Below are 24,241 nucleotides of genomic sequence, written 5' to 3'. Positions count from 1 at the left end.
CCAGGAGGAGGCGATGGAGAACGGGGTGCTCGACAACATCTTTGATGCCCCTAACCTCTCGCCCCCTGATCCCTGGCAGACGGTGCAGCGCATCCTGGCCAGCAAGCACGAATACGGGATCACCAGGCTGGGCTCGGTCACGGAACTCGACCGGATCGGGATCCCCGTCGTCCAGGTTGTCAGGCCGCGGTCCCTTTCCGTCGCCGTCAGCCAAGGCAAGGGTTTGAGCTTGCCGCTTGCGGCGATATCGGGCCTGATGGAATCCCTGGAGGGATGGGCCTCGGAGCGGATTGCCCCGGAGCGCGTCTTCGGAGCGCCTTTCCGCGGGATGAACGAGCAGAAATTCTGGTCGCACCTCGGCGTCGGACGAGAGGCGGAGAGGCTTTCCTGGATCGAGGGGCTGGATCTCTTTTCAGGCCGGAGAACCCCTGTCCCGCTTGCCCTTGTCGACTCCGCCTACACCCTCCCCTCGCCTCATCCGCATTGGATGCCGAGAGACACAACGGGTCTGGCGGCCGGCACCAGCCTGCAAAGCGCGGCCTTGCATGCCTGCCTGGAGATTCTGGAGCGGCAGGCGCGATGCACGGCGATGAAGACGCCCCATTTCTTCGACCGCTTCCAGATCGACTCGCGCTCCGTCCGCTCAGGCAGCGCCGGGGAGATCATGCAACGGCTGGCCAAGGCGGGTTTCGTCGTCGGCATCTGGAAAATCCCGGCGTCGCATGCGCTGCCGATCTACTGGTGCCACGTGATGGAAGATGCCGGCCGCGCCCCCTTTGCGCCCTTGCCGGCCGAAGGCTTCGGCTGCGACTTCAGCCACGATCGGGCGCTGACGAGCGCATTGCTCGAAGCGTGTCAATCGCGGCTGGGGGTGATTTCGGCTGCGCGCGACGATATCAGCAGCGAAGTCTACGCATATGCCGATGCTTCGGAGCTCGCCGCTTGGCGCGCGCAACTCGTAAAGGGCGGCAGCTCCTACCTTCCCGATGAAGGTCATGGCGCCAGCGGCCGCCCCATCCTGGCGATCGTCGAGGCGTTGAGGCTGGCCGGCGCGAAGGCGGCGATCCTTGTGGTTCTTCATTCCGACGATCGCGTCCCTCTTCACGTCGTCCGGGTGGTTGCCCCTCCGCTAGAAACAAATCCGGAGGCGGATCTTGCGTGACGATATCGTGGTCTTTCTCGGCCCCACCCTCTCCGCGACGGAAGCGCACAAATATCTGGAGGCGATCTATCTGCCTCCCGTCGGCTGCGGCGATGTCGTGCGCGCCGTGGCGGACTACGCGCCATCGGCGGTCGTGCTGATCGACGGCGTCTTCGCGCAGCGCCCCGCCGTTCGCCACCAGGAAATTCTCTGGGCGATGGCCCGAGGGCTCCGCCTATACGGTGCGGCCAGCATAGGCGCGCTCAGAGCAGCGGAGCTCGCTCCCCAGGGAATGATCGGGCATGGACTGATCTACCGGTGGTACAGACGGCACTCGCTCGCCGACGATGCCGACGTCACGGTGCCGATGGCTCCCGTCGAACTGGGCTCGCGCGCATTGGGTGATGCTCTCATGGACATCAGGCTCAGCCTGAAAAAAGCGGAACGCGTCGGGGTCATCGAAAGACGACTGAGACATCAGCTTGAGTCACTGGCACGCTCGCTCCACTTCAGCGAAAGGTCGTTCGCCAGGCTTTTCGCAGCGGCAGAAAACAATCTCAGCGCTGCCAACCAGATCGCAGTTCTAAAGGCGTGGCTGAAAGCCGGAGCCATAAACCAGAAGCGAACCGACGCTGTAAATCTCCTGAGATATCTGGCCGATCACAAGATAAATGGTCTGAAAAAATCTCCTTCTTTCGAATTTGAACTTACGGAATCATTCGCCAATGACATGGAGTACTGTGGAATGCTCGACACGCTATTGTCGAAATGCCCGTAGTACTGGTATAGTGAAAGATCGCTCGGCGTTGGGCAGAGAGCGGTGGGGGCAGCTTTGGATGCCATCACACATTCGCAGGGAGCAGGCGACGGGTCGGCTTTGGAGCGGCCGCTCGGAACGCGTTTCCTTGTCTTTCCGCAGCCATCCTTCATTCCCGGTTATGAAAAGCCCGAAGTGGTGTGGATCGGACCTTCGGGGGGACCCATCCTGGCAGGGCCGTCCGACAGCCGGATCTATGTGGCAAATCCCATCGAACCGAAATCGCCCTATGCCGCGCCTTATATCCCTCCCTATCCCGGCCTTTTGCAGCCGCCCGCAGAGCCCGGCCCCGACGGGCATTTCGATCACATAGGGCCTGGCTCGCCGGCATTTCTTTCAACCCACAGCTATGCCTGCGCCCGCCGGGTTCTCGATATCTGCGAGGGCTATGCCGGGCGCCCGATCAACTGGTTCTTCGAGCCGACGCTGGAACGGCTGGAAATCGTTCCCCGCATTCCCCATTGGCAGAATGCGCAATCCGGCTTCGGCTTTCTGGAGCTCGGCGAAAGCGAACCGGAAGGCCCGACATCCTGTTTCGCGCTGAATTTCGACGCGGTTGCCCATGAAATGGGACATCTCATTTTGCTGAGCGAACTTGGGATCCTCGAAGGCGACGGATCCGGCAGCGACTTCTTTTCCTACCACGAAGCGATCGCCGATTTCATATCGCTCCTGGGATTGCTGCAATTCGATACCGCGCTGGACCGGCTGCTTCGCCGCACAAGAGGCAACCTGCTCCTGCACAACGAACTCGACAAATTTGCCGAGCTCAGCGACGAAAAGCAGCTCAGATCGCTCAACAACTCGCTTCGTGTCAGTGATGTCAGCCAGGAAGTGCACGACCAGTCGAAGCCCTTTGCGGCAGGCCTCTTCGACTGCCTGATCGAGGTCTACCAATCACTGCTGTTCGAGCGCGGACTGTCGAAGATCAATCCCAGGAAGTTCAGCGACCTTCGCCAGCAGATGGCGCCGGCGCTGATAGAAGAAGGATTTCGGGCATCGGCGACATCCTATGAGCTGACGCATTTCGCCGCGAAAGCCGCCCTGCAGGAGGCGCGCGACGTGATCGGCGAGGCGGTCACCCGTTCCTGGACATATCTCGACCCGGATAGTCTGACCTTCGAGGCTGCGGCTTCGGCCTTTCTCGAGGCCGCCTGGCGGGGGCGCGGGCGCGCTTATATCGACCAGCTCGAAGATTGCATGAGGTGGCGCGGCATTCTTTAACCAAAGACGGGAGGCATCGATGATAGACGACAGCGTTCCAGCACCTTCACTTCCTGGACTCCCCTACGTGGCGGGCCAGATCATACTCTACGGCGTAGACTTAAACGACACCAATCGCATTACGCACCTGGATGTCGGGATGGCGGGAAAGGCGGAACTGCAGATAAAACTCGCAAGCGGAGTCGGCATAACGGGATCGACGGTCCTCGCTTACGGCTATGCGTTCGAGGGTCACTGCTACAGGCTGGATTCCAACCGCATTTTCGTTGTCACAGGTCCGCATGCCGAGCCTGCAGCCGGCTGCGGCTTTGACCCCGCGTTGGGGTACAAAATGTGGCGGCTGACGGCATCCACACAAATCCTGGAGATCTCGACGGCTTTCGGCGACGCCAGGACGCTTATTCTGGATGCCCAGTTGCCCGGCAAGAGGTCTCCGAGCTCCTACGCTATCACACTCAGAATGGCCCATCGCAACGGTCGCCTCAGCAACGATTAAACTTCCAACGGGGGAGAACAATCATGCCATGTGACGTGACAATAGATGTGACGGAAGCGCTCACCGCTTTCACAGTGGACGATGGGCTTAGTCCCTACGTGGACAAAAACAATCAAAAGCTTGAGAACTTAGCTGTGGGGGCCGCAACCTTCGACATATCGGTTGCGCTCGATAGCAACAATGAAGCTATGGTCTTCGTCCGGGCGACGGATACCAAATCCACAAAGTGGATCTTCAAATACAGCATTCCCGATGAACTCGATGGCGGGGGTAAGATCTATGTTCCCAAGAGAGTGCCGACATCGCAAGCCGCATCGCAGGCGGACCTCGATAAGCTTGCGCAAGAGGTCGAGAGCTTGAAGGAGAGTATTGCAGGCGGTCCAAGGTAGCGAGTTACACATCCCCGCCGTCCCGCCAATTATACGCAAAAACCCCGCGGTGTGTTGCCACCGCGGGGCTCTTTGACGCCCGACCCGGGAGAGAGGGTCAGGCAGCCTGAACCTTGCGGCTGGTGCGCGCCCATTCGGGCAGCCAGTCGCCGTGGGTGGCGAGCAGATCGTCGACCAGCGACCAGATTTGGTCGAGGTCGAGTTCGGCTGCCGTATGCGGGTCCATCATCGCGGCGTGGTAGATGTGCTCGCGATTTTCCGTCATCAGCGCCTGCACCGTCAGTTCCTGCACGTTGATATTGGTGCGGATCAGCGCCGTGAGCTGCGGCGGCAGGTCGCCGATGAAGGTCGGCTGGATGCCGGAGGCATCGACCAGGCACGGCACTTCGGCGGCGCAGTTGGTCGGCAGCGAGGTGATGCAGCCGTTGTTGCGGACATTGCCGTAGATCACCGAGGGTTCGCCGGTCCAGACCGAGTTGATGATCGAGGAGGCATATTCCTTCGACGGCTGAACCTCGATCTTGTCGGCCGAACGATAGGCCTCCGCCTGCCCCTTCCAGCGCTCGATCTGCTCGATGCAGCGTTTGGGATATTCATCGAGCGGGATGCCGAATTTCTCGATCAGGTCCTCGCGGCCCTCCTTGATGAAATAGGGCGTGTATTCGGCGAAATGCTCCGAGCTTTCGGTGACGAAATAGCCGAGCCGGGTCAGCATCTCATAGCGCACCTTGTTCGGGCAGCGCGGGTTCCAGCCGGGCTTCGGCGCCCTGCCCTCGCGATAGCCGCGCAGGAGATCGGGATAGAGGTTGCGATAGGACCCGTCCGGCTGGCGATGCTCGAATTTGAGATAGAAGGCCATGTGGTTGATGCCGGCCGCGCGGTAGCGGATCTCCTCGTAGGGAATGTCGAGGTCGTGGGCCAGCTCCATCGCCGTGCCCTGCACCGAATGGCAGAGACCGACCTGGCGAATTGTCGGGTATTTCTCCGATATCGCCCAGGTGTTGATCGCCATCGGGTTGACATATTGCAGCATGATCGCCTCGGGGCAGACGGCGAGCATGTCCTCGCAGACCTTCCAGAGATGCGGCACGGTGCGAAGCCCGCGCATGATGCCGCCGACGCCGAGCGTATCGGCGATCGTCTGGCGCAGGCCGTATTTCTTCGGCACCTCGAAATCGGTGACCGTGCAGGGCTCATAGCCGCCGATCTGGAAGGCGACGACGACGAAATCGGCGCCGGCAAGCGCCTTGCGCTGGTCGGAATAGGTCTCGGCCTTCGCCTTCACGCCGAGCGTCGAGATCAGCTTGTTGACGACGATGGCGCTTTCTTCCAGCCGCTGCGGGTTGAGATCCATCAAGGCGATCGTCGCGCCCGACAGGGCCGGACGCTGAAGCACGTCGCCGACGATGTTCTTCATGAAGACGGTGGAGCCAGCTCCGATGAACGTGATTTTGGGATTTGCTGCCATTATAACCTCCGGCATTCGGCAATCATGCTACCTCGAAAGCGGCTTTGACGAGCCGTTCGGTGTAGGCGGTCTTGGGATGGGATAGAACTTCGTTGACGGGGCCCTCTTCGACGATCTTGCCATGCTGCATGACGATGACGCGATGGCAAAGAGCCCTGACGACCTTGAGATCGTGGGAAATGAACAGGTAGCTTAGGCCCCGCTCGTCCTGCAGCTTGCGCAGGAGTTCGATGATCTGCGCCTGGACGGAAAGGTCGAGCGCTGATGTCGGCTCGTCGAGCAGAATGAATTCCGGCTCGAGCGCGATGGCGCGGGCAATGGCGATGCGCTGGCGCTGGCCGCCGGAAAATTCGTGCGGGAAACGCGACAGGATATTGCCGGGCATGCCGGCGGCAATCAGTGCTTCGCGCACCCGGTCCTGCCGTTCGGCCTTGGTCGCCCCCAGCCTGTTGACGACGAGACCTTCCTCGATGATCTGGCCGATCGTCATGCGCGGGTTGAGCGATGAGAAGGGATCCTGGAACACCACCTGCATGCGGGCGCGCAACGGCCGCATCTCGGCTCGGGAAAGGCCGTGGATCGGCTGATGGTCGAAATGGATCTCGCCGCTCTCGGGCGTGTTCAACCGCAGGATCGCCTGGCCGAAGGTCGTCTTGCCGGAGCCGGATTCGCCGACGAGACCGAGCGTCTCGTGACGGCGCAGCGTCAGGTCGAGGCTGTCGACGGCGACAAGCTCACGCATCGCCGGCTTGAGAAAGGTACCGTGACGCATCATGAAGGCGACGCGCACGCCCTTGGCATCGAGGATGACATCCGATCCCTCCGGCAGCGGATTGGCCTGGCCGCGCGGCTCTGAGGCAAGCAGATGCTTGGTATAGGCGTCCTGCGGATTGGCAAACAGAGCTTCGGTGGTGTTGTGCTCGCGCACTTCGCCAAGCTGCATCACATAGACGTAATCCGAGAACTGCCGCACCACGGTCAGATCGTGAGTGATGAGGATGACGGCCATCCCCAACTCCTTCTGCAGGTTGCGGATCAGGTTCAGGATCTGCGCCTGCACGGTGACGTCGAGCGCCGTCGTCGGCTCGTCGGCAATCAGCACGTCCGGATCGTTGGCAAGCGCCATGGCGATCATCACGCGCTGGCGCTGCCCGCCGGAGAGCTGATGCGGATATTGCATGAGCCGCGCGGCAGGATCAGGGATCTGCACATGTTCGAGCAGTTCGAGCGCACGCTTTTGCGCATCCCTCTTGCTGATCCGGCGATGGACGCGGATCGCTTCGACGATCTGGCTACCGATCGTATAGATCGGGTTCAGCGAGCTCATCGGCTCCTGGAAGATCATCGAGATGCGATCGCCGCGCAGCTTGCGGCGCGCCCGCTCGGAGAACTTCAGGATATTGCTGCCGTCATAGGCGACCGTCGATGCCTCGGAGACGACGGCGCGCTTCGACAAGAGCCCCATCACCGTTCGCGCCGTCACCGATTTGCCCGAACCGGATTCGCCGACGATCGCGATCGTCTCGCCGCGATAGAGCTGGAAGGAGACGTCCTTGACGGCTTCGACCATGCCGTCTTCGACCTTGAAATTCACCGCCACATTGCGGGCGTCGATGATGGGCGTGTCCGAACGGCCATCATGGTCGTGGCGGACGGGCGGGGCGAAGGAATTGACCAGTGCAAGAGCCATATCAATCACCTCAATAAGGATCGACCGCGTCGCGCAGTCCGTCGCCAAGCGCATTGAATGCGAAGACGGTGACGAGCACGAAGCCGACGGGGGAGAGAATCCAGGGATAGGAGCCGATCACCGAATAGGTCGCCGTATCCTGCAGCATCAGCCCCCAGGAAATCAGTGGCGGCTTGACCGCGAAGCCGAGGAAACCCAGGAAGGATTCCAAGAGCACGACGCTCGGTATGGCGAGCGTCACCGCGACGATGACATGGCTCATCACGTTCGGGAAGATGTGCTGCATGATGATGCGCATGTCGGTGGCGCCGACGGCCATCGCCGCCCGGACATAGTCGATACGGGCGAGCGCCAGCGTCTTGCCGCGCACCTCGCGCGACATCTGCGCCCAGCCGAGCGCCGACATGACGGCGATGACGAAGGCAAGGAAGACGTTGGTCGGCGCCGTCACCGGGATGAGCGAGGTCAGCGCCAGATAGAGCGGCAGTTGCGGGAAGGCGAGCACCAGTTCGACGAAACGCTGCAACCAGATATCGAATGTGCCGCCGAAATAGCCGGACACCATTCCGACGGTCGTGCCGATGATGGTGACGATGAAGACCACCGTCAGGGCGATCGTCAGCGAAATGCGCGAGCCGATGATGGCGCGCGACAGCACGTCGCGGCCGAACTTGTCGGTGCCAAGAAAATGCACCGGCTGGCCGTCAGTCGAGCCGAAGAAATGCCGGTTGGCCGGGATCAGGCCGAAAAGCCGGTATTCAGCGCCCTTGACGAAGAAGCCGAGCAGCCGCGGGTTGTCGTAATCCACGCCAACGATCGGCTGGAAGGTGACCGGGTCGAGCTCCTCGGAATCCGACAGCGCATAGACACGCGGCTGGAAGACGAAACCTCCGTCCTTGTCGTGGAAGCTGATCATCTGCGGCGGCGCGAAGCCGACATCGGTTGCCTTCGGGTCCATCGGCGCAAAGAAATCGGCAAAGATCGCCATGACGATCAGGAGCACGACGAGCACCAGCCCTGCCATGCCGGTCCAGGAGCGTCTCAGCCGGCGCCAGACAAGTGCGATGTAGCTTTCATGCCCACGCGATGGCTTGTTGATGGAAAGTTCTGTCGTCGGCGGAGGCGGCGCGGAGTCGAAAGCCAGCATCTCAGGCTCCTCCATACTGGCGGACACGGGGATCGAGCAAAGCGAGCAGCATGTCGGCGATGATGTTGCCGACGATCAGCGTCGCCGACAGCACCATCATGAAGGTGGCGGTGACATAGACGTCGCCGACCGCCATCGAGCCGACGATCGCCGGGCCGACGGTGGGCAATGCGAAAATGATCGCGGTTTCGATCTCGCCGGTCAGCATGTAGGGCAGCACGACGCCCTGGTACATCACCAGCGGGTGCAGCGCGTTCGGCACCGCATGGCGCATCACCACGGCGGCGCCGGAAAGCCCCTTGGCCTTGGCCGTCTCGACATATTGGGCATTCAGCGTATCGAGCAGATTGCCGCGCATGACGCGCATATTGTAGGCGAGCCCGCCGAAGGTGGCGATCGCCACGACCGGCCAGACATGGCGAACCAGATCAGCGAATTTCGCCCAGGACCAGGGCGCCCCGCCATATTGCGGCGAGAAGAAGCTGCCGATTTCGGAGACGTTAAGCTGGAAGACCAGCAGATAGACGATGATCAGCGCCATCAGGAAGCGCGGCACCGTCATGCCGAGGAAGGAAATCGCCGAAAGCGTGCTGTCGATCCAGCTATACTGTCGCGTCGCCGCCCAGATGCCGAAGCCGATGCCGAGCACCGAGGCAAAGAGATGGCAGACGAGCGCCAGAAGCAATGTCCGCGGCAGGCGTTCACCGACGACATCGGCGACCGGCTTGTTGTAAAACATGCTGTAGCCGAAATCACCGCGGGTCACTATACCGCCGATCCAGTTGACGTATTGGATGACCAGCGGCTTATCGAGGCCGTGCTCGACCCTGTAGAGCTGTGCCTGCGCTTCGGCCTGGGCATAAGATGCGCCGCCCTGGTTGATCAGCTGGGATCTTATATAATCGGCGTAGTCGCCGGGCGGTGCCTGGATGATCGCGAAAGTCACCACGCTCAGGATGAAGAGAATGGGGATCGCAGAGGCTATGCGCACGAGCAGGAATCGTAACATCGAACGGTTCGCTTCTCCTTGCCGCCAGTCGCTGCTTGTCAGCGCGGCCGGCTTGTTGGTCATATCAGGCCGCGCGCCACGCGCGGCCTGAATCTCACTTCAGCTGGGAGGGAACTCTCCGGCGTCGCATCACACGCGACGCGCTCTAGCTCTTTGTGTCCTGATGACACGCATCAGTTGATCGGGCCCTTGTCGCCGGGCTTGCCGGGCAGCTGCTCGGGGAACAGCTCGTATTTGCCCTGCTTGTCGGCAGCCACCCACACGCGTTCGCGGATGATGGAGTCTTCAGCCCAGTTGAACATGAAGATCGGCGTACCCTGGGGCACGTTGGAGAACCGCTTGTTGATGATCAGCGCGCCCGGATATTCTGTCAGGCCGACGGTGTTGACGTGCTCCGTCGAGATCTTCTGATACTGCTTCATCAGATCGACGCGCTCGTCATTACTCTGGCTCGTCGTGAACTTGTTGACGACATCGACAAGTTCCTTTTCGAACGGCATCAGATCGAGCTGATCGTCCTTGCCGGCACGATGGTGCCAGCTGGTGCGCGGACCGACAGGGGCAAGCTGTTCGGTATTCTGCACCACCGACGACAGTTCCGTCGTATTGCGCTGGATCAGCCAATCAAAGCGGCCGGCATAATGCGCTTCGTCGCGCTTTGCACCGTCGAGCCCATTGAGGATGACCTTCAATCCGAGCTTTTCCATCTGGCCGACGACACCTTCGGCGAGGCTCTTGTCTGTCGTGTAGTCGTTGTTGACGAGCATGACGATTTCGACATTCTTGCCGCCTTGCGTGCCGGACGGGAAGTTCACGATGCCGTCGCCATCCGTATCCTTGAGGCCGGCCTTGGCGAGTTCCGCCTTGGCACCCTTAAGATCATAGGGGTAGTAAACGGTCGAGTTGCGGTCGTAGAAGCTGGTGCCGGAGGAGAGCCCACCGGGATAGATCGCGGTAAACGGTCCCTTGACCAGCGAGTCGCCGATTGCCTTGCGGTCGAGCGCCATGGTGACGGCCTTGCGGAAGTCCTCGTTGCGGTTCAACTCGCGGATCGCCTCACCGCGCTCGTCCGGGTTGCCCCAGCCGTTGGCGGAGAAGTTCATGCGCAGATTGTAGCCGATTAGGCGCGGGCCGAAGGCAAGGCGGGCGGGTGCGGTCTTTTCGGCGGCTCGCTTCAGCGACGCGACGAAGTTTTCCGGCTGCTCGAGGTTCGAGATGTCGGCGGATCCGGCCACGGCCTGAACGTCACGGTCGGCCCAGGTCGAGAGCTTGTAGTGCAGCTCATTCAGATAGGGCAGTTGATCGCCCTTCTCGTCGACCTTCCAGTAATAGGGATTGCGGCGCATGACGATGATGTCGTCCGGGCGATATTCGACCGGTACCCAGGCGCCCATCACCGGCATGTTCATGAACTCGGGCGGGAAGGCGTTCTTGAACTGGTCGTAGGTGTTCTTCGAATATTTCGGATGCTTCGACTTCAGGATGTGCGACGGACCCGGGCAGAAATTCGGGTAGGACATCGTGTAGAGATATTGCTTCGGGAAGGCATCCTTGAAGGTCCATTCGACGGTGTAATCGTCGACCTTCTTCAGCGTCGTGCCGACGCCGAAGGCTTCCGGCGAGGCGCCGCCGCCGAGCGGCGAAACGTTCGGGTCGATGACTTCGTCATCCCAGTAGAACATGATGTCGTCGGCATTGAATGGCGCGCCGTCAGACCATTTGGCGCCTTCGATCAGGTGCATGGTCAGCTTATGGCCGTCTTCGGACCAATCCCAGCTCTTGGCGAGGTTCGGCAGCGGCTCGGTGTCTGAGGCCTGTACCTGGAACAGCGGCGCGGTGCGCGTCAGGCATTCGGAAAGGCCGATATCGATGCCGCCCCAGCCCTGCGTCTGGCCGGCGCCGTAGTTCCAGCCTTCCGGCCGGCCGCCGATGACGTGGCGCATCGTATCGCCGTAGACACCGATGCCGTCGGGCATATTGCCCGTCTTGAAGACCAGCGGCTCCTTCGGCAGCCGGTCCTTGACCGGCGGCAGCTTGCCGGTGGCGACGAAATTTTTCGTGACCCAATCCGGCTCATGATATTCGGGCAGCGCCTTGAACTCCAGGATGGAGTCGCGCGCCACATATTTGATCTTGCCTTCGGCCGGAAAGTCCGCCGGCGCCGGCGGGATGGTTGCCTCGGAAGCATATGCATTCAGCGCCGCGGCCGAGACGCTGAGCGCCAGCCCGGCAAGAATGCCCAGATTGCGGAAATTCATCATCGTTTCTCCCTCTGTTCCGGAGCGCGGGTCACACGGCTCCTTTTCCTCGCACGACATGAAAGCGGGCTTGATGTCATGGATTTCCCTCCCGGAAACCCATGACGACCCAACCTTCACAAAACTTAGACGGCCTGCTTCAGCGCCGCCTTTTCGGCGCGCAACTCCTCGATCGAGCGGACGTTGCGGCGCGCAGCCCCCGCCCAGTCGCGGGTCTGCACCTTCGATTTGGACAGCCGCTCCTTGGCGGCCGGCACGGCATCGGCATATTGCGGCAGCCAACGTGCCTGGGCAACGACCATCTCGTCGACCATCTGCCAGACTTCCTCAGGCGTCGAGACGGCGCCGACCAGCGGATCGTGCAGCACGGCGAGCTTCAGGAGATCGATGTCGCCTGAAACAGCCGCATGCACCGACATGCGCTGGACGTTGATCGAGGCAATGCAGGTGGCGGCACAAGCTTCCGGCAGGGTGACGCCGGAAACCATGTTGATGCCGAAGCGGTCGACGAAGCCGGGCGATTCGATGATCGCATCGGACGGCAGGTTGGTGATGACGCCATTGTTCTTGACGTTGAAATGGCCGCGATAGACCCGGTTCGTCTCCAGCGCCTCCAGGATGTGGCTGGCGTGTTCGTTCGAGCGCTTGGCAGGATCGATCGGCTTGGCGGCCGATTCCAGGAATTGCGGATATTCCGTCTCGAACCAGTTACGCGTTTCGGTGGAGTGGCGGAGATAGCCGCCGGTCTCGCCGTGGATCCAGTCGGACATATCGATCCAGCGGGTGATTTCGTCCGGCCGTTTGCGATACCAGGGCAGGTATTCCGAGAGATGGCCGTTGCTTTCCGTGGAATAGACGCCGAAACGCTTCAGCACGTCGATGCGCAGCTTCTCCTGCTGCGAATAGACGGGGTGCGCCTCGAAGGCGGCAACCAGCTCGTCCTTGCCGATCTTGCGGCCGTTGAGGCGCAGGTCGATGAACCAGGTCTGGTGGTTGATGCCGGAGCAGATGTAATCGAGTTCGCTCACCGACTTGGCGCCCAGCACCTCGGCGATCTGTTCGGCGCCGTGCTGGACACCGTGGCAGAGGCCGACCGTGTCGACCTTGCCGTATTCGATCGCCGCCCAGGTGTTCATCGCCATCGGGTTGGCATAGTTCAGGAACTTGGCACCCGGCTCGGCGACTTCCCTGATGTCCTTGCAGAAGTCGAGGATCACAGGGATGTTGCGCTGGCCATAAAGGATGCCGCCGGCGCAGATCGTATCGCCGACGCACTGGTCGATGCCGTATTTCAACGGGATGCGGATATCGTCGGCATAGGCTTCGAGGCCGCCGACCCGGACGCAGCTGATGATGTAACGTGCGCCTTCCAGCGCCTTGCGCCGGTCGGTCGTCGCCGTGACTTTCGTCGGCAGTCCGTTCGCCTCGACGACACGATCGAGGATCGCCTTGATCATTTCGAGATTGTGCTCGCTGAGATCCGTCAGCGCGAATTCGATGTCGCGAAACTCGGGAACGCACAATATGTCGGTAAACAGCTTCTTGGTGAAGCCAACGCTGCCCGCACCGATGATAGCGATTTTGAAACTCATGATCTTCACCTCGACCCAATCGAATGCTAGAGAAAAGATGGCTATGGAGGATCAGGCCGCATGCCGGCGCATGTGGTTGAAAAAGCCGTAAAACTGCCTGTTTTCCTCCCGGCCGCTCTAATCGGCCGTGGTCTCTTCCTTCTTGTCGACCGGGATTATGCCCGAAATCGTCGGGGCGACCAGAGAAGGATTATGCTTTCAGGGGTAATTTTGTGCTGCAGGATTTAATTGCCAATGGACAGTCGATGAGGACGGTTTCGCTGCCCCGCGGCCGCCAGCGATTGCACGCCATGCCGACCAGTACCGGCTATGAGGTGCGCGAGAACGAGACCTATGACTGGGATGGCCGACGGCGCGGCCAGACGCCCTTCACGGTGCTGCAGCACACGATCAGCGGCAGCGGTCGGCTGCGCTACCAGAACCGCAATTATCGGCTTCAGGGCGGCGATACGCTGCTGGTGCTCGTCCCGCACAATCACCGCTACTGGCTGGAGAAGGGCGACCGCTGGGAATATTTCTGGATCTCGATGAATGGCGAGGAGACGCTGCGCATCCATCAGCTGGTGCTTTCCACGTCAGGCCCGGTGTTGAAGCTGCAGCCCTCGACCATCGATCATCTCGCCGATTGCAGCCTGCGCCTCGTCAGAGGCGCGACGTCGCCAGGTGCTGCCTCGGCGATCGCCTATGAGGCGGCCATGGCGCTCTACGACGACGTCTTCGGCTCGCCGGCCTTTGCCGCCGAGCTCAGCCTGATGCAGCCGGTGATCGACCATATCAACGCCAATCTCGACAAGCCGCTGCCGGTCAGCGAACTCGCCGGCATCGTCGGCCTCAGCCGCGCGCATTTCTCGCGCAGCTTCGCCGAAAGCGAGGGCATGCCGCCCGCCGAATTCGTGCTGCAGCAACGCCTGCAGCGTGCCGTCAAGCTTCTGACCAAGGCCGACTTCCTGCCGGTCAAGGAAGTCGCCATCATGTGCGGCTTCGAGGACGCCAACTATTTCTCGAAAGTCTTCCGCCGCGTCTACGGCACCAATCCGACGGAATTCCGCACGACGGGCATGTATGCCAGCATCGGCAAGCTGAAATAGCGGATCATCCCAAATCGCGTCAGGCCCGCACCTCGAACACCATGTTGAATGGTGTTTCCGTCGCCCGCCGGAAATGTGTGAACCCGGCGTCGAGCGCCACCTTTCGAAGCTTCATTTCTCCCGCCTGTGCGCCGAGCCCGAGCCCGACCTCCTGGGAGAGCGATGCTGGCGTGCAGATCATCGTCGATGCTCCATAAAAGACGCGGCCGACCGGGTTGAGATTGTCCTTGAGATGGTCATGGGCAAAGGGCTCGACGATCAGCCACGTGCCGTTCGGCCCAAGTGTTTCCTTGACATGCCGGCCGGCGCCGACCGGATCGCCCATGTCATGCAGGCAGTCGAACATGGCAACCATATCATAGCCGCCGCCTGGAAATTCCGCAGCCGAGCCCTGCTTGAACGTCACGCGGTCGGCGACACCCGCATCTTCCGCGGCGGCCTTTGCCCTTTCGATCGATGGGCCGTGATAGTCGAAGCCGGTAAAGCGGGACGCGGGATAGGCCTGTGCCATCAGGATGGTCGAGGCGCCATGACCGCAGCCGACATCGGCGACGCTGGCGCCGGCCTTGAGCTTTTCTTCGACCCCCGCAAGCGCCGGAATCCATTCGTTGACGAGATGGCTGTTGTAGCCCGGGCGGAAGAAGCGCTCGGTGCCCCGGAAAAGGCAGGTGCTGTGCTCATGCCAGCCAAGGCCCTTGCCGGTGCGGAAGGCATCGGCGACCTTCGGCTCGTCCATCCACATGGATTGCACGACCTCGAAGGCCCCCACGAAAAAGGCCGGGCTGTTTTCCTCGGCAAACACCATCGCCTGTTCCGGCGTCAGGCTGAAACGATCGGTTTTTTCATCGTAAGCGACATAGTCCGCAGCCGCCTGGGCGCTCAGCCATTCCCTGAGATAACGCTCCTTCACCCCCGTTTTCGCTGAGAGTTGCTGGACGGTCATCGCCGTTCCGTCGGCCATCGCCTTGAACAACCCAACCTTGTCGCCAAGCACGACCAAGGCCCCTGACATGGCCGCGCCGACGTCCCCAACCAGACGACCGACGAGTGCATCGAGTTTTTGCATATCTGGCTCACGCATTGTTACCTCCCGGGTGCGTGATGAAGATAATCTAAATTAGCCTTTAATAATATTCAGTCAATCAACCTTCCCGTTTCACCAGATGAGCGCGGAGTATTGACGATCGAGGGAATGTAAAAGGCGGCGTCAAGGCGCGGCTCCATTCCGGCGCAATTTACGCGTGACTACACAATCCGGGGAGATTGCCATTCTACGAGAAGACCAACGTCAACCGCTCAAAACATCTTGTGTCGTCATGCGCTTGCTCTCATCATCGCTTGTATCGAGATTACATTTTTCATATCATCCGCGGGAAGCAGCGCTGCACTTTTGATGCAAGGTTATTGTTTTGAGCCTATCTTCCGCCCAATGCCGCGCCGCGCGTGCCCTGCTGGCTTGGTCTCAGGACGACCTCTCATCGGCCTCAAAAGTCGCCAAAGCGACGATTGCCAATTTCGAGGCCGGGAAGCGTTCACCCTATGAGCGCACCCTTCAGGATATGAAGCACGCCCTGGAAGGCGGCGGGGTTGTTTTCATCCCGGAAAACGGCGGCGGCGCCGGTGTCCGCCTGGCAAAACGCGCAAGCCCCTCGATCGACACGAATGAGACCGAAACGGTTCAATATGAAGAATATCTCGAAAACGACGCACCGCCCGGTGCGGGTGGCTGAATGATGGCAAAAAAAGAGAAGCTCGAACATTCCGAACTGGCGGGAGAATTCACCGATGACGGGATCACCGTGCTCGTCGATATCTTCCGCACATCGGGCAGCAATGAAGACTGGACGATGGAAGTGGTCACGCAGGCGGAGGATCTGATCCGCTGGGACGAGCCGTTTGCGACCGACCGGGAGGCTTTCGACGAATTCCTGGCCGTCGTCGCCAAGGACGGCATTCGATCGTTTCTCGAAGATGAAGAGCCATCCGTGCATTGAGGAAGATTCGTGAAGAGCATCAATGATCTAGTCGCATCGGCGAAAACCGTCTGCGATCGATACCGGGCCGGTCGGATGGAGCGCGAGACCGTGCGGGAATGGGTTCTCGGACTCGGCGCCTATCCGCCGCCGCATGGCGAGCGTGTACGGGAAGCGGCGGAATGGTTCCGATTGCACAATCGTGAGCCCGTTTCCGAAGATATCGTGCTCGCGGACATCGACCGGCTCAAGGCGATTTCAGCGCCGTGATCCCGGGGCGTGCGAACGACAGGCGGCCGGCTCAGCTCCTGCTTCGCATTTTCCTGGAATAGCTCCAGCCTCGCGGGCTGGCGCAATCACGCCGGTACTCGGCGGCGTAGGACCAATGACGATCATGAGCATGATGCATAATACCGCCATCGCAGCTTTCATGCGAAGAGGTCTGGAGGTTCCGCAGCAGAGCGGTATGGCGCTTCCGTTGAAAGCTGAGCCGCTCTAGCCGCGAAGCGCAGGTCGAGCGCGGCTACTGCAATTCAAGGTGTTGCAGCGTCCTTTGCGCGTCCTATCAGACTCGCGGCGCTGCAGGTAAATTTTAATTCGTCCGATAGGCAGAAGGGACAGTACGTGGCCACATTTCCGGAAAAGGCAAAGGTCGTCATCATCGGGCTCGGCGGTATCGTCGGCGCCTCCATCGCGCATCATCTCGTCGAGCGCGGATGGGACGATATCGTCGGCATCGATAAGTCGGGCATCCCAACCGACATCGGCTCCACAGCCCATGCCTCGGACTTCTGTTACACCACGAGCCACGACTATCTGTCGGTCTGGACCACACAATATTCGATCGATTTCTACGAGAAGATGGGCCACTACGCCCGCATCGGCGGCCTCGAAGTGGCGCGGACCGGCGACCATGCCTGGATGGAGGAAATCAAGCGCAAGCTTTCCTCGGCACGCGCTTTCGGCACGCGCGCCCATTATGTCAGCCCTTCCGAGATCAAGGAAAAGTTCCCGCTGATCGAGGAGGATCAGGTAATGGGCGGCCTTTACGATCCGGATGCCGGCCTCGTCATTCCGCGCTCACAGACCGTTGCCGGCAAGCTGGTCGACGCCGCCGAAAAGGCAGGCAAGCTGCAGGTATTCGGCAACACGCCGGCAAAGTCGCTGATCGTCGAAGGCGGCCGCATCAAGGGCGTCGTCACCCATCGCGGCACGATTATGGCCGACCACGTCATCGTCTGTGCCGGCCTCTGGGGGCGCCTGATCGCGGAGATGGTCGGCGAAGACCTGCCGGTCATGCCGGTCGACCACCCGCTCACCTTCTTCGGTCCCTATAACGAGTTTGAAGGCACAGGCAAGGAAATCGGCTTCCCGCTGCTGCGCGACCAGGGCAACTCCGCCTATATGCGCGATACCGGCGACCCGGCGACGACGGAGGGCGGTCAGATCGAGTGGGGCTATTACGAAGCCACCAATCCGCGCATGTGCCATCCGCGCGATCTTCTCGAAAAACACGAAGCACGCCTTTCGCCTTCGCAGCGCGACCTCGAGATGGAACAGATCATCGAGCCGCTCGAGCGCGCCATGGAACTGACGCCGATCCTCGGCGAACTCGGCTATAACGAAGGTCACTCCTTCAACGGCCTGCTGCAGGTGTCCGCCGGCGGCGGCGCATCCTGCGGCGAGAGCCAGAAGGTGCGTGGTCTCTGGTATTGCGTTGCCATCTGGGTCAAGGACGGCCCAGGCTACGGCAAGCTGATCGCCGACTGGATGACCGATGGCCGGACTGAAATCGATCACAACAGCATCGATTACGCCCGCTTCTATCCGCATCAGTTGACGGAAGAGTTCATCGAAGGCCGCTGCTACGAAGCCGCCCAGAAGATCTATTTCCCGGCCGTTCACACCCGCGAACCCTATGCATCCGGCCGCAACGCCAAGCGCTCGCCCTTCTACGAGCGCGAAAAGGAGCTTGGCGGCTACTTCATGGAACTTGGCGGCTGGGAGCGCGCGCACGGCTACGCCGCCAACGAGCACCTGCTGGAGAAATATGCCGACCGCGTCCCGCTTCGCGAGAATGAATGGGACAGCCGCCATTTCTGGCGCGTGTCGAATGCCGAGCATCTGGCGATGAGCGAGGATTGCGGGATCGTCAATCTCAGCCATTTCCACATGGTCGATATCGAAGGACCCGACCATGTCGAACTGATGGAATGGCTGTGCGCCGCCAAGGTCGGCGGCGATGCAAACATCGGCAAGGGCATTTACACCCACTTCCTCGACGACGAAGGCATGGTGCGCGCCGACTTCACCGTCTTCCGCATGGCCGACCGCTGCCGTCTCGTCAACGGCGCCGATGCCGGCCCGCGCGACCTGCACTACATGAAGCGCGTGGCCCAGGACCGTGGCCTTGACGTCACCATCACGGACGTCTCGGAAAAATTCGTGACGATCGGCATCTGGGGTCCGAACGCGCGCGACACGCTGAAGAAGGCTGTCGCCGATCCGGCCGGGCTCGACCAGGAAAACTTCGCCTTTGCGGCGATCAAGCCGATCGAAATCGCCGGTAAGCCTGTCACCGCCTTTCGCATCTCCTATGTCGGCGAGCAGGGCTGGGAACTGCACATGAAGTATGAAGACGGCCTCGCCGTCTGGGATGCGCTGCGCTCGACCGGCGTGATGGCCTTCGGCGTCGAGACCTATGCAAACTCGCGCCGCATGGAAAAGAGCCTGCGCCTGCAGAATGCCGACCTCCTGACCCAGTACAATCTGATCGAAGCCGATCTCGCCCGTCCGAAGGTCAAGGAAGCCGATTTTCGCGGCAAGGCAAAACATCTGGAATACAAGGCGCGCGAGCACCAGCCGGCCATGCTCTGCACGCTTGTCATGACCGAGAATACCGACAAGTCGGGCGTGAAGCGTTATCCCCTCGGCAACCTGCCGGTTATCGATCCCGCCACGGGAGAGGTTCTGGTCGACGAGCTTGGCCGTCGGTCCTACACGACCTCGATCGCCTACGGCCCGACGGTCGGAAAGAACATTGCCTTGGCCTATTTGCCTTGGTCGCATTGCCAGGTCGGACGCAGGCTGAATATCGAGTATTTCGCCGAGAGTTATCCGGTGGAGGTTGTCGGCGTCGGGTACAAGCCGATCTACGACCCAGAAAATCTGAAGCCGCGCAGCTAGAGCAGCTCAGCTTTTAACGGAGCACCGAACCGCTCTATCATTTTGTTCTTACGCAATTCCGGGCAAATCCGCTTCGCGCTTTGCCTGGAATTGCTCAAAGCACCTCTAGGCAGATGTGGCGCCACAACGGCGGCTTGATAGGCTCGCTCGAAACGCAGATCCGTCATCTGTTCCCGGCGCCCGCAAAAACTTGCTTGGAATTTCGCTGAAACACCGTCGCTGTCACCGTTTCCCAACGTCCATCGCATCGTCAGGGGCGGCTCGGAACGCGCCGCTTTGAGACCAGCCAGCAGCCAATCGCCCAGAGCGTGCCGTGCGCCGCCGAGTGACGTCCGCACCCGTTTCCGACGCTGTCGGCGCTGGCGCTATTTTAAGGTTGCCTCGCAGCCGGATTGGAAGTCAGGATGCGGCGAAGCCGTCTAGACGCGCTTTGGAATTCAATAGCGAGCCATGATGTTGCACGAAAACCGCTCACACTCTTCGGCATCATGCTCCGGCAAATGGACGGTCGATGCTTGATACTCTCACTTGGTCCGCAGTGCTTGCCGATCCCATCGTCCAGGCCGGGACCCTGGCAGTGGTCGGCGCGGTCGTTACGCGCATAGCGCTTCGGCCCTTCCCGAGCTGGAAGCTTGCCGGCCAGGTGTTTTTTTTCGCGGTACTGACCGTCCTGCTGCTCTATCACGACATCGTGCCCTACGAAGTTGGGCCGACGCCCGCATCGACCTTCGAACGCGTCTTCATCGCCCTTGCCAAGGTGGTCTGGTGGATCAATGCCGCCTGGGCACTGATCGCCTTCGTTCGCGTCTTCCTGATCTTCGAGCGGCAACCGCGCGAAGGTCGCCTCGTTCAGGATCTGGTCATCGGCCTGATCTATCTCGGCGCGATCCTCTCGGTGGTCGCTTACGTCTTCAGCTTTCCCGTCGGCACGCTAATCGCCACCTCGGGTGTCTTTGCCATCATCCTCGGCCTTGCGATGCAAAGCACCCTGAGCGACGTCTTTTCGGGCATCGCGCTCAATCTCGGCCGGCCATATACGATCGGCGACTGGATCGTGCTGAATGATGGCATCGAAGGCCGTGTCGTCGAAACCAACTGGCGTTCCACCCATCTGCTGAACGGCTCGAACGACCTCGTCGTCCTACCCAACAGCTTCCTCGCCAAGGTCGGGCTGACCAATCTCAGCAGTCCCGACCGCAGCCACGGGGCGACGCTGATGGTCCGCGTCGTGCCGACGATCGGGCCGTCGGCGATCGTCGACGTCATGCGCACAGTCCTTTTGAGCAGCAACTCGATCCTGACCGAACCGAAACCCGGCGTGCAGATCAAATCGCTTACATCGGATGCAATGGAACTGGAACTCTCCTTCCGCGTCAGGGATATCGGCCAGGTCGGGCCAGCGAAGAACGAGATTTTTGACCTCATCTACCGTCACATCAAGGCCGCAGGCCTCACCTTGGCCCGACCGATCGATGCCGCGGGGCCGCTGCCCGACCGCCTGCAGTCGGAGGAGATGGCGAAGCCGCACCGGCCGACGCCGCTCAAGCTTCTCGACGCCATCCCGCTCTTTTTCTCGCTGACCGAAGACGAGAAGGAAACGCTCGCAGCATCGATGACGCGACGCACCTACAAGAAGGATGCCATCCTCATCGAACAGGGCGATACGGTCGCATCGCTGATGATCGTGCGCAGCGGCGCCCTTGTCGCCACGCGGCGGGAAGGCCACAAGGAAATCGAACTCGGCCGGCTGGCGCCGGGCGACTATTTCGGCGAAAGCGGACTGCTGATCGGCCTCGGCGAAGCCGCCAGCCTGCGGGCGCTGACCTTCGTCGTCGTCTATGAGATCGCCCAAGCAAGCCTGACGCCGCTGTTACACGACCGGCCAGGCATCGCCGAAGAACTTGCCGCCACCCTGTCGCGCCGAATCGAGACGGGCCAGCACTCCTTCGCAACTGAAGGCGCCACGCTGAACGGCGGCTCGGTGAGCTCGCTGGTGACGCGGATCCGCCATCTGTTCAAGGTGCCGCAGTAGCTCCCTAAATCAAAGAAACGGAGCATGACGTCGTCCGAAACCGCTTCACACTTTTCGGTATCATCATCCAGGCTATTTCCGCTGAAACTTCTTCCGCGCCGCGCGCATCACACTCTCGGCGAGGATCAGCAGGCAGCCGAGGAGAAGCAGAGCGGCGGCGAGCAACGCGTCGGTATGGGCGAATTTCACCAGCACGCCGACGACGGCGATCAGCAGCAGCGCCGCCAGCGCCAGCGCGCCGTCGTCGACGAACATGCCGAAGAATTCCTTGAACGCGACTTTAAGAATATTCGTCATGCGGCGACCTCGGCCTGGGCGTTGAAATACTGGCGCAGCACCCGGACCGCGGCGAAGGAAAAGACGGCGAGCACGGCAAGGATCGCCAGGAGCGAAAGGTCGGCGCCCGGCCACTCTGCACCGATGCCCTCGCCGACCCAGAATATGCCGAAGGCGCTGAGCAGCAGCCCGACGACGAATTTGAGGCTGTTCTCCGGAACCGCTGAAAGCGGTTTGTGCACGAAGAGGCCGATGATCAGCACCAGCAGGCAAGCCGCGGCAGCCCCAAGGCTGGCATAACCGATCATGCCATGTCCGGCGCCGGTGGCGATGACGATGAACACCACTTCGATCCCCTCGAGCAGCACGGCCTTGAAGGCCGCAATGCCCGCCAGCAAATTCGCGCGACGCTCTGCGGATTGGCGCCTCAGGCTATCCGTCTCGGCCGCAAAGGCTTTGTCCTCGTCGTGCAGCGCGATGAAGCCAGAAGCCCTAAGGATCGCCTTGCGCAACCAGCGCAGGCCGAAGAGAACGAGCAGTGTTCCGATGACGAACTGCATCAGTTCGACCGGAATGAGGCCGAGCAACGGACCGAGCGCCAGCACAAGAATGGCCAGAACGCCGAGCGCAAGACCGGTGCCGATGAAGGCCGGTCGCCAGCTTTGCGTGACGCCGACGGCAAGGATGATGGTGAAGGCTTCGACGACTTCGACGAAGGAGCCGAGAAATGCGGCCGTGACCGTCGAGGTGATCGTTGTCAGAGTGGCCATGGTTTTTGTCCATTATGCCGGCGGAGATCAAAGTGCTGTTGATGCCGCAACACTGTGCAACAGCTGCATGAAGGGGAAAAGGCATGCGCTGCCAAAGATTGTGCATGAAGGGCATTGAAGCACGACATCGAAAATCTGAAAGCGGATCGGCCCTGATCGACATCCCCTGTCTCTCCGCCACCTACGCGATGGACGAGACTGGGAGGACTACCTGCTGTCACCATTTTCAGCCTTGGCGGCATCGTCAGGGGCACGGCTTGGAACAAACTGCTTCGAGATCAGCCAACAGCCAAGCGCCCAGAGCGCGCCGGCGCACCATCCGGCGAAGACGTCCGTGGGGTAATGAACACCGAGATAGATGCGGCTCAAACCGACGATGACGGCGAGGAAGACGCCGGCGCCCATGACAAAGATCCGCGTCGACCGGTAACGCTGTGTCCGCGCCAGCAGCGCCCCAAGCGTCAGATAGGTCACTGCCGAAACCATCGCATGCCCGGAGGGAAAACTGAGATCGCTCACTTCGACCAGGTGCGGCACGATATCGGGCCGCGGTCGGGCCACAAGGATCTTCAGCAGCGTGCTTGCCAGCCAGCCTGTCAGCACCGAGGAAAAGACGAAGATCGCAATCGGCCAGCGCCGATCAAGCAGAAGATAGACGGTGACGAGAACCGTCATCAGCGAGAGAATAGTAACGCCGCCGAGGCTGGTGATATCGTCGACGGCATGTGTCAGCCAGGCGGGCCCGATCGGCACGGCAAGTTCGCCTGGTCGTCGCAACGCCAGCAGGATCGCTTCGTCGAAGCGGAATGTCTCGCCCTCCAGGACTTCGCTCGTCAATCGCTGGAGCACGAATAGCCCACCCGCAACGGATGCCAGCACAATGAGCGTCAGCGGCTCATAGGCGGTAAGCCGTGCCAAAAATCCGCGTCGTTGAACCTCGGACATACCTGTCATCAAACTCCGTTCACATGTTGTCGTCCCCCGCCAGATTGGCAATGCAAACCCAGGATTCAAGACCTTGCGGCATTCAAAGACGTTCCCACGGACCGCCGCCGCCGGATCTCCGAGCACTTGGTAGCAAAAGCTCAACCTTCTTTTGCTATCGCTGGAGCCGATTGCGTTGGAGATGGTTCGGCGATGAAAATTCTCACTGCGATGATCCTGATGGCCGCCGCCCTGCAGCCGGTTTCTGCCTTGGGCGAGACCGAATGGATGGGCGGCGCGAGACAATGGTCGGTGGGTTTTGCAAGCGAGAGCCCGCCCTATTGCCGCCTGCGGTGGGACAGCGAACTCGGCAAAACGATGGAATTCCGCCAGAGCGCCACCGAGACCTTCTGGCTGGTGGCAAAGAACAGCTGGGACATTCCGGCCGACACCAAGACCGAGGTGACGCTGACCGATCGCAATTTGACGAAAGTCGTCGCCGCCGAATTCTTCGACAAGACCACGCTCCGCCTCTGGCCTCCGGCGAGCAAAGGAATCGGCGGACTGAAGAAGATCATCAAGAATTCCTTTGCCGGAACCCCTGACGTGCAGCTGACCTTTGCCGGCGACGAAGGCGACTGGACGCTGCCGCTATCGCGTGTGGACCAGCTCTATCCGACCTATCTCCAATGCCTCAAACGCCTCGAGGCGGGCGGAAAGCCCAAACAGGATTCAGAAACCAGCAAGCCGTTCTGACGAGA

General features: G+C 60.9%; 23 protein-coding genes. 13 read left to right on the top strand and 10 right to left on the bottom strand.

Features of this window, described 5'->3' with window-relative positions; genetic code table 11:
• Positions 1-13 precede the first annotated feature (13 nt).
• The 5 genes from NE851_RS03260 to NE851_RS03240 are packed head-to-tail and all read left to right on the top strand — an operon-like array spanning position 14 to position 4,067.
• Complete coding sequence (locus NE851_RS03260) at positions 14-1,162, top strand: YcaO-like family protein (RefSeq protein ID WP_183844789.1); 1,149 nt, start codon at positions 14-16, stop codon at positions 1,160-1,162.
• On the top strand, positions 1,155-1,919 hold the full coding sequence (locus tag NE851_RS03255; protein ID WP_183844788.1) for a TfuA-like protein: 765 nt from the start codon (positions 1,155-1,157) through the stop codon (positions 1,917-1,919). The genes NE851_RS03260 and NE851_RS03255 overlap by 8 nt, the downstream gene beginning before the upstream one ends.
• Positions 1,920-1,973: 54 nt before the next feature.
• On the top strand, positions 1,974-3,182 hold the full coding sequence (locus tag NE851_RS03250; protein ID WP_254956245.1) for a gluzincin family metallopeptidase: 1,209 nt from the start codon (positions 1,974-1,976) through the stop codon (positions 3,180-3,182).
• 19 nt (positions 3,183-3,201) lie between these two features.
• The gene (locus NE851_RS03245; RefSeq protein WP_047612795.1) at positions 3,202-3,678 is read left to right on the top strand and encodes a hypothetical protein; all 477 of its coding nucleotides are present in this window, start codon (positions 3,202-3,204) and stop codon (positions 3,676-3,678) included.
• Between the two features lie 23 nt (positions 3,679-3,701).
• Positions 3,702-4,067: a hypothetical protein gene (locus NE851_RS03240; protein ID WP_097595652.1), complete on the top strand. Its 366-nt coding sequence runs from the start codon at positions 3,702-3,704 to the stop codon at positions 4,065-4,067.
• Between the two features lie 97 nt (positions 4,068-4,164).
• Here the strand turns inward: NE851_RS03240 and NE851_RS03235 are convergent, their stop codons facing one another.
• The 6 genes from NE851_RS03235 to NE851_RS03210 form a co-directional block, all read right to left on the bottom strand.
• The gene (locus NE851_RS03235) at positions 4,165-5,535 is read right to left on the bottom strand and encodes an alpha-glucosidase/alpha-galactosidase (protein ID WP_047614861.1); all 1,371 of its coding nucleotides are present in this window, start codon (positions 5,533-5,535) and stop codon (positions 4,165-4,167) included.
• Positions 5,536-5,557: 22 nt separating this feature from the next.
• Positions 5,558-7,225, bottom strand: coding sequence for an ABC transporter ATP-binding protein (locus tag NE851_RS03230; protein WP_047612786.1), 1,668 nt, complete (start codon positions 7,223-7,225; stop codon positions 5,558-5,560).
• 10 nt (positions 7,226-7,235) lie between these two features.
• Positions 7,236-8,372 carry an ABC transporter permease gene (locus NE851_RS03225; protein WP_047613456.1) on the bottom strand — a complete coding sequence of 379 codons (1,137 nt, stop codon included), beginning with the start codon at positions 8,370-8,372 and terminating at the stop codon, positions 7,236-7,238.
• Between the two features lies 1 nt (position 8,373).
• Positions 8,374-9,381: an ABC transporter permease gene (locus tag NE851_RS03220; protein ID WP_047613455.1), complete on the bottom strand. Its 1,008-nt coding sequence runs from the start codon at positions 9,379-9,381 to the stop codon at positions 8,374-8,376.
• Positions 9,382-9,554: 173 nt separating this feature from the next.
• Positions 9,555-11,642 carry an ABC transporter substrate-binding protein gene (locus NE851_RS03215; protein WP_254956238.1) on the bottom strand — a complete coding sequence of 696 codons (2,088 nt, stop codon included), beginning with the start codon at positions 11,640-11,642 and terminating at the stop codon, positions 9,555-9,557.
• Between the two features lie 122 nt (positions 11,643-11,764).
• On the bottom strand, positions 11,765-13,231 hold the full coding sequence (locus NE851_RS03210) for an alpha-glucosidase/alpha-galactosidase (protein ID WP_047612781.1): 1,467 nt from the start codon (positions 13,229-13,231) through the stop codon (positions 11,765-11,767).
• A 245-nt stretch (positions 13,232-13,476) separates the two neighbouring features.
• Between NE851_RS03210 and NE851_RS03205 the strand changes: the two genes are divergently transcribed.
• The gene (locus NE851_RS03205) at positions 13,477-14,319 is read left to right on the top strand and encodes an AraC family transcriptional regulator (protein ID WP_047612778.1); all 843 of its coding nucleotides are present in this window, start codon (positions 13,477-13,479) and stop codon (positions 14,317-14,319) included.
• Positions 14,320-14,338: 19 nt separating this feature from the next.
• Here NE851_RS03205 and NE851_RS03200 read toward each other — a convergent pair whose 3' ends face one another.
• A complete protein-coding gene (locus NE851_RS03200; RefSeq protein WP_047612777.1) occupies positions 14,339-15,400 on the bottom strand; it encodes a class I SAM-dependent methyltransferase in 1,062 nt (353 codons plus the stop codon).
• A 328-nt stretch (positions 15,401-15,728) separates the two neighbouring features.
• On the opposite strand from NE851_RS03200, the gene NE851_RS03195 reads away from it, so the two are divergent.
• The 6 genes from NE851_RS03195 to NE851_RS03170 all read left to right on the top strand — a co-directional run bounded on the left by NE851_RS03195 (position 15,729) and on the right by NE851_RS03170 (position 21,510).
• On the top strand, positions 15,729-16,049 hold the full coding sequence (locus NE851_RS03195; RefSeq protein ID WP_047612775.1) for a helix-turn-helix domain-containing protein: 321 nt from the start codon (positions 15,729-15,731) through the stop codon (positions 16,047-16,049).
• Between the two features lie 3 nt (positions 16,050-16,052).
• Positions 16,053-16,313: a hypothetical protein gene (locus NE851_RS03190; protein ID WP_047613454.1), complete on the top strand. Its 261-nt coding sequence runs from the start codon at positions 16,053-16,055 to the stop codon at positions 16,311-16,313.
• A 9-nt stretch (positions 16,314-16,322) separates the two neighbouring features.
• Positions 16,323-16,562, top strand: coding sequence for a hypothetical protein (locus tag NE851_RS03185; protein ID WP_047612774.1), 240 nt, complete (start codon positions 16,323-16,325; stop codon positions 16,560-16,562).
• Entirely contained in the window at positions 16,447-16,791 is a 345-nt protein-coding gene (locus NE851_RS35425) for a hypothetical protein (protein WP_080759866.1), read from the top strand. The genes NE851_RS03185 and NE851_RS35425 overlap by 116 nt, the downstream gene beginning before the upstream one ends.
• 125 nt (positions 16,792-16,916) lie before the next feature.
• Positions 16,917-19,478, top strand: a complete 2,562-nt coding sequence (locus NE851_RS03175; protein WP_097622684.1) for a GcvT family protein — start codon at positions 16,917-16,919, stop codon at positions 19,476-19,478.
• A 511-nt stretch (positions 19,479-19,989) separates the two neighbouring features.
• Positions 19,990-21,510 carry a cyclic nucleotide-binding domain-containing protein gene (locus NE851_RS03170; RefSeq protein ID WP_063475985.1) on the top strand — a complete coding sequence of 507 codons (1,521 nt, stop codon included), beginning with the start codon at positions 19,990-19,992 and terminating at the stop codon, positions 21,508-21,510.
• A gap of 72 nt (positions 21,511-21,582) precedes the next feature.
• Here NE851_RS03170 and NE851_RS03165 read toward each other — a convergent pair whose 3' ends face one another.
• The 3 genes from NE851_RS03165 to NE851_RS03155 all read right to left on the bottom strand — a co-directional run bounded on the left by NE851_RS03165 (position 21,583) and on the right by NE851_RS03155 (position 23,501).
• Complete coding sequence (locus NE851_RS03165) at positions 21,583-21,807, bottom strand: hypothetical protein (RefSeq protein ID WP_063475984.1); 225 nt, start codon at positions 21,805-21,807, stop codon at positions 21,583-21,585.
• Positions 21,804-22,556, bottom strand: coding sequence for a COG4280 domain-containing protein (locus NE851_RS03160; RefSeq protein WP_183844786.1), 753 nt, complete (start codon positions 22,554-22,556; stop codon positions 21,804-21,806). Before NE851_RS03160 ends, NE851_RS03165 begins: the two co-directional genes overlap by 4 nt.
• A gap of 207 nt (positions 22,557-22,763) precedes the next feature.
• Complete coding sequence (locus tag NE851_RS03155) at positions 22,764-23,501, bottom strand: phosphatase PAP2 family protein (protein WP_183844858.1); 738 nt, start codon at positions 23,499-23,501, stop codon at positions 22,764-22,766.
• A 192-nt stretch (positions 23,502-23,693) separates the two neighbouring features.
• Between NE851_RS03155 and NE851_RS03150 the strand changes: the two genes are divergently transcribed.
• Positions 23,694-24,236 carry a hypothetical protein gene (locus NE851_RS03150; RefSeq protein ID WP_183844785.1) on the top strand — a complete coding sequence of 181 codons (543 nt, stop codon included), beginning with the start codon at positions 23,694-23,696 and terminating at the stop codon, positions 24,234-24,236.
• Positions 24,237-24,241 lie beyond the last annotated feature (5 nt).

The organism is Rhizobium anhuiense bv. trifolii, assembly GCF_024346605.1.
Taxonomy (GTDB): Bacteria; Pseudomonadota; Alphaproteobacteria; order Rhizobiales; family Rhizobiaceae; genus Rhizobium; species Rhizobium anhuiense.
Note: the sequence above shows the minus strand (reverse complement) of the source record. Positions and strands in the feature narration are given on the sequence as shown.

Bases quoted from the DNA above. Each gene is read 5' to 3' on its own strand.
- NE851_RS35425 (WP_080759866.1), top strand. From the start codon at position 16,447: ATGGCGAGCGTGTACGGGAAGCGGCGGAATGGTTCCGATTGCACAATC.
- NE851_RS03165 (WP_063475984.1), bottom strand. From the start codon at position 21,807: ATGACGAATATTCTTAAAGTCGCGTTCAAGGAATTCTTCGGCATGTTC.
- NE851_RS03200 (WP_047612777.1), bottom strand. From the start codon at position 15,400: ATGCGTGAGCCAGATATGCAAAAACTCGATGCACTCGTCGGTCGTCTG.
- NE851_RS03240 (WP_097595652.1), top strand. From the start codon at position 3,702: ATGCCATGTGACGTGACAATAGATGTGACGGAAGCGCTCACCGCTTTC.
- NE851_RS03170 (WP_063475985.1), top strand. From the start codon at position 19,990: ATGCTTGATACTCTCACTTGGTCCGCAGTGCTTGCCGATCCCATCGTC.
- NE851_RS03155 (WP_183844858.1), bottom strand. From the start codon at position 23,501: ATGTCCGAGGTTCAACGACGCGGATTTTTGGCACGGCTTACCGCCTAT.
- NE851_RS03220 (WP_047613455.1), bottom strand. From the start codon at position 9,381: ATGTTACGATTCCTGCTCGTGCGCATAGCCTCTGCGATCCCCATTCTC.
- NE851_RS03225 (WP_047613456.1), bottom strand. From the start codon at position 8,372: ATGCTGGCTTTCGACTCCGCGCCGCCTCCGCCGACGACAGAACTTTCC.
- NE851_RS03210 (WP_047612781.1), bottom strand. From the start codon at position 13,231: ATGAGTTTCAAAATCGCTATCATCGGTGCGGGCAGCGTTGGCTTCACC.
- NE851_RS03190 (WP_047613454.1), top strand. From the start codon at position 16,053: ATGGCAAAAAAAGAGAAGCTCGAACATTCCGAACTGGCGGGAGAATTC.
- NE851_RS03230 (WP_047612786.1), bottom strand. From the start codon at position 7,225: ATGGCTCTTGCACTGGTCAATTCCTTCGCCCCGCCCGTCCGCCACGAC.
- NE851_RS03245 (WP_047612795.1), top strand. From the start codon at position 3,202: ATGATAGACGACAGCGTTCCAGCACCTTCACTTCCTGGACTCCCCTAC.
- NE851_RS03150 (WP_183844785.1), top strand. From the start codon at position 23,694: ATGAAAATTCTCACTGCGATGATCCTGATGGCCGCCGCCCTGCAGCCG.
- NE851_RS03235 (WP_047614861.1), bottom strand. From the start codon at position 5,535: ATGGCAGCAAATCCCAAAATCACGTTCATCGGAGCTGGCTCCACCGTC.
- NE851_RS03260 (WP_183844789.1), top strand. From the start codon at position 14: ATGGAGAACGGGGTGCTCGACAACATCTTTGATGCCCCTAACCTCTCG.
- NE851_RS03160 (WP_183844786.1), bottom strand. From the start codon at position 22,556: ATGGCCACTCTGACAACGATCACCTCGACGGTCACGGCCGCATTTCTC.
- NE851_RS03215 (WP_254956238.1), bottom strand. From the start codon at position 11,642: ATGATGAATTTCCGCAATCTGGGCATTCTTGCCGGGCTGGCGCTCAGC.
- NE851_RS03205 (WP_047612778.1), top strand. From the start codon at position 13,477: ATGAGGACGGTTTCGCTGCCCCGCGGCCGCCAGCGATTGCACGCCATG.